This is a genomic window from Protofrankia sp. Cr1 (assembly GCF_963555865.1).
Classification (GTDB): domain Bacteria; phylum Actinomycetota; class Actinomycetes; order Frankiales; family Frankiaceae; genus Protofrankia.
Window position 1 is genome coordinate 2126 of sequence record NZ_CAUVXO010000443.1, and the last position, 3124, is coordinate 5249.

The 3124-nt window shown below is 69.0% G+C and carries 3 protein-coding genes; all 3 read right to left on the bottom strand.

The window, feature by feature from the left end:
* Nucleotides 1–284: 284 nt before the first annotated feature.
* Nucleotides 285–1622, bottom strand: a complete 1338-nt coding sequence (locus U9980_RS23280) for a hypothetical protein (RefSeq protein ID WP_322769890.1) — start codon at nt 1620–1622, stop codon at nt 285–287.
* Nucleotides 1615–2529: a TauD/TfdA family dioxygenase gene (locus tag U9980_RS23285; protein ID WP_322769891.1), complete on the bottom strand. Its 915-nt coding sequence runs from the start codon at nt 2527–2529 to the stop codon at nt 1615–1617. The genes U9980_RS23280 and U9980_RS23285 overlap by 8 nt, the downstream gene beginning before the upstream one ends.
* Before the next feature lie 33 nt (nt 2530–2562).
* A partial coding sequence (locus tag U9980_RS23290) for a hypothetical protein (protein ID WP_322769892.1) occupies nt 2563–3124 on the bottom strand: 562 nt, incomplete at its 5' end.

Consider the following 3124-nt stretch of genomic DNA (forward strand, 5'->3'; position numbering starts at 1 on the left):
CTCCGGTCGGGTTTGGGAGTATCCGTCGGAGTAGAAACCCGACTTCTTCTGGATCAAACAGCAGCGCATTGGGAATCATCGCGAGTAGTTCGTCGGTGACGCTCGATTTTCCTACGCCGAACGTTCCGTTCAGCCAGATGACCACAATGTTCTCCCCTGGGCTGGTGGACCGTATGCGGCTTCACGCCTAACCATTCTCGTCTACCACAGCATGTCTGTGGCTCCCGGAGTGTCGGATCGACGACTCAGCCTGGATGCACCGAATCGAATCGGTGTATCCAGGCTCAGGGCCACGCAGCCATCTGGACGTCGGGAATGTCACCAGCGACAGACCCGCTGAGGATCCGCTCGAGCGTGGCCGTGACGAAGTGCTCGCACGGTAGCTGGTAAGGGCTGGTGCGGGCCTGGCGCAACACGGCGACCTGGGCGGCGATGTTGCCGGTGGCGGCGGGATCCAGGACGGCACAGACCATCAGATCGGCGAGCTGGTACATATCACGGACGGTGAGACCCTGATAGATGGCCTCGGCGACGCCGAGGCGTAGCGCTGGCTCCCCGATGCCGGGCAGATCGGGCAGGACGTTGACCGCGATCCCGGCGGCTTCGAGGCGGGCGGCGGCGGTGGTCGCGGCCACGCCGACCGGGGTGGTGCGAACCCAGAGCTGGTGGCTGGCGGTAATGCCTCGGTCGGCTGCCTCGGGGCGTAGCCCTCGCTGGTGCAGGGCGTGGCCAAGCACCCCGGCGGCCGTCACGACGGCGTGGGCGTAGCCGCTTCCGTCACAGGTCAGGAACTCCGCGACGGCGAGTCCGAGGCTGCACACGGCAGCGAGATGATGATTGGAGATCAGCGTGGGTTGCATGGCAGTAATGAGGCCGGCGATGGCTGCGTCGTTCGTTGCGATGAATCCTTTCTGCGGGCCGGGGAAGGTTTTGTGAGTGGAGCCGCCGATGCTGTCCGCGCCCTGGTCGAGCGGGTTGGGAAGCGCCCCGCCGCCGATCAGCCCGAGCCAGTGGCTGACGTCGACGTGGAGCCGGGTGGTGGTGCCTGCGGCGTGGATGGCGGTGGCAACCGCGGCGGTGTTGAACGGGAACAGGCTGTGGGACTGGTCGAGGTAGACCAGCGGAGGCTGGTGCTCGGCGACGAGCGTGGTGAGCGCGTCAAGGTCGAGGGAGTGCGGGTCAGGCCCGCTGGCCGGCAGGGGGAGGAGGCCGAGCCGGCGAGCGAGATCGGCGGTGGCGTAGTGGCCGCCCTGGTTCGGGTCGACGGTGACGACCGGGCTGCCTGGAGGGCCGGCGAGCCCGGCCAGAGTCAGGGTCATCGCGTGCAACCCGGACAGCGGACGGACGGTGACGTAGGAGGCGCCGGTCAGCTCCCGCATCACCGGGATCGTGAGCTCGGTTTCCACCACCGCAGCATGCCGGCCGGCGGGAAAGCTCCAGTCCGTGCTGTCGGGGTCGGCGAAGAAGTATCGGTGGGCGGCATCGGTGATCAGAGGGATGCGGGCGAGCGGGGACATGCTGTTCTCCGACGGGATCAGCGTGAGGGTGTTCCGGGCCCGCTGTTGCTGGCGTTCCAGGGCCGCCAGACCATCGATGATCATCGCTTGCCAGCTGTCACGCATCACGGTCACCGCCTGCGGTAAGGGTGGGACGATGGCGGAACAGGCCGCGCAGCATGATGCGGGGTGCGGTTGGGTTGTCGCTGTAGGCAGCCCGACCGTGGGAAATCCGGTCGTTGGCGAACAGGAGACCGTGCCCGGCTGGCAGACGCAGCTCCAGACGATGAGGGGAGCCGGGGCTGCCTGCGGCGGTGAGGAAGGCGAGGGCTCGATGGAAGGCAGCCGGGTCTGTGACGGCGTCTGGGTTCCACCGGTCCGTCGCGGTGATGGAGTAGCGGGATAGCAACCGGCCGTCGTCGATCGCGAACGCCGGACCGCTGGTCATGTCCATGCAGTGATTGATGGTGGCGGTCCGGACCAGAACGCCGGGAGTCATCAGGGCGGCTGCCGCGGGCGGGTCGGTGTCGGCCAGGACGGCCAGCGCGCCGGTGGCGTTGAACAGCAGCGACTGGCCGCCGCTTGCGGCCGGCGTGTGACAGGCCAGGATCGAGATGGGGACCTCGCCGAGGTGTTGGAGGGTGCCATCGGTGTGGAACGGCTGCGCGTCGGTGGCCTCGAACGCCGGGTGCGGGGTCGGCCCGGTCGAGGCGGACACGGTCAGCCGGCTGATCCCTAGCCGGTCGGCCGCGGCGGGGTTCGGTTGGTACAGCGGTGGGACGAACGCCGCGCCGAGACCGAGGCGGCCCGCGAGCGCGCACACGCGGGCGCTGGTGGGTTCCTCATCGACGGTGAAGACGACGAACCCGGCGCGGGAGAGCCGGGTGAGCAACCGCATCCGTTCGGGAAACGTCGGCTGGGTGTAGCCGGACAGCCGGACCGGGGTGAGGTCGGTGTCCGGATGGAAGAACGGCGCTGCGTGGGGGCGCACGCCGAGGGCGGTCAGGATGGCGGGTGGGAGCACGGTCGTCATCGGCAGATCCTTGGTCGACAGCAGGTGAGAAGGTCAGATCGGGTGGGTCGGCGGGTCAGCGAGCGCGGGCCGGCGCCCGAGTAGTTCCGCCACCGCAGCGGTCTGTCGGGCATGGCTGGCGTCGGGGGCGTGGCGTCCGCGTTCCAGGAAGCGCAGTAGAGGCCCGGTCGTGGTCGCGTAGCGGTGGGCGTTGCGGATCGCGGACAGTGCCGTCACGCAGGAGTGGTACAAGGCGGGGTCAGTCAGGAGCCGGGACAGCGCGGCCGCGACATCGGCGGGGTCGGTGGTGTCGACCGCGAGACCGCAGCCGGTCTCGGTCACCCAGGCACCGGACGCGCCGTGGGCGTCGATGAGGACCGGTAGCCGGTAGAGCAGCGCGTCGCGTAGCCGTAGCCGGAGGCAGGTGTCGTTCTCGATCCCCGGCCGGGCCAGTACCACCAGCACCCGGGAGGCTTTCACGACGCCGTCGCGGGTGGTGTGCGCCAAGCCGGGTGGATGGAGTAGAACCTGTCCGGTCAGGTCAAGGTCGGTGCGCAGCCGCAGCAGCCGGCTGGCTTCACCGAGCCGCTGACCCGGCGGCGGTGGGTAGCAGAAC

Excerpts from the sequence above, each read along its gene's own strand:
- U9980_RS23280 (WP_322769890.1), bottom strand. The coding sequence starts at position 1,622 with ATGCGTGACAGCTGGCAAGCGATGATCATCGATGGTCTGGCGGCCCTG.
- U9980_RS23285 (WP_322769891.1), bottom strand. The coding sequence starts at position 2,529 with ATGACGACCGTGCTCCCACCCGCCATCCTGACCGCCCTCGGCGTGCGC.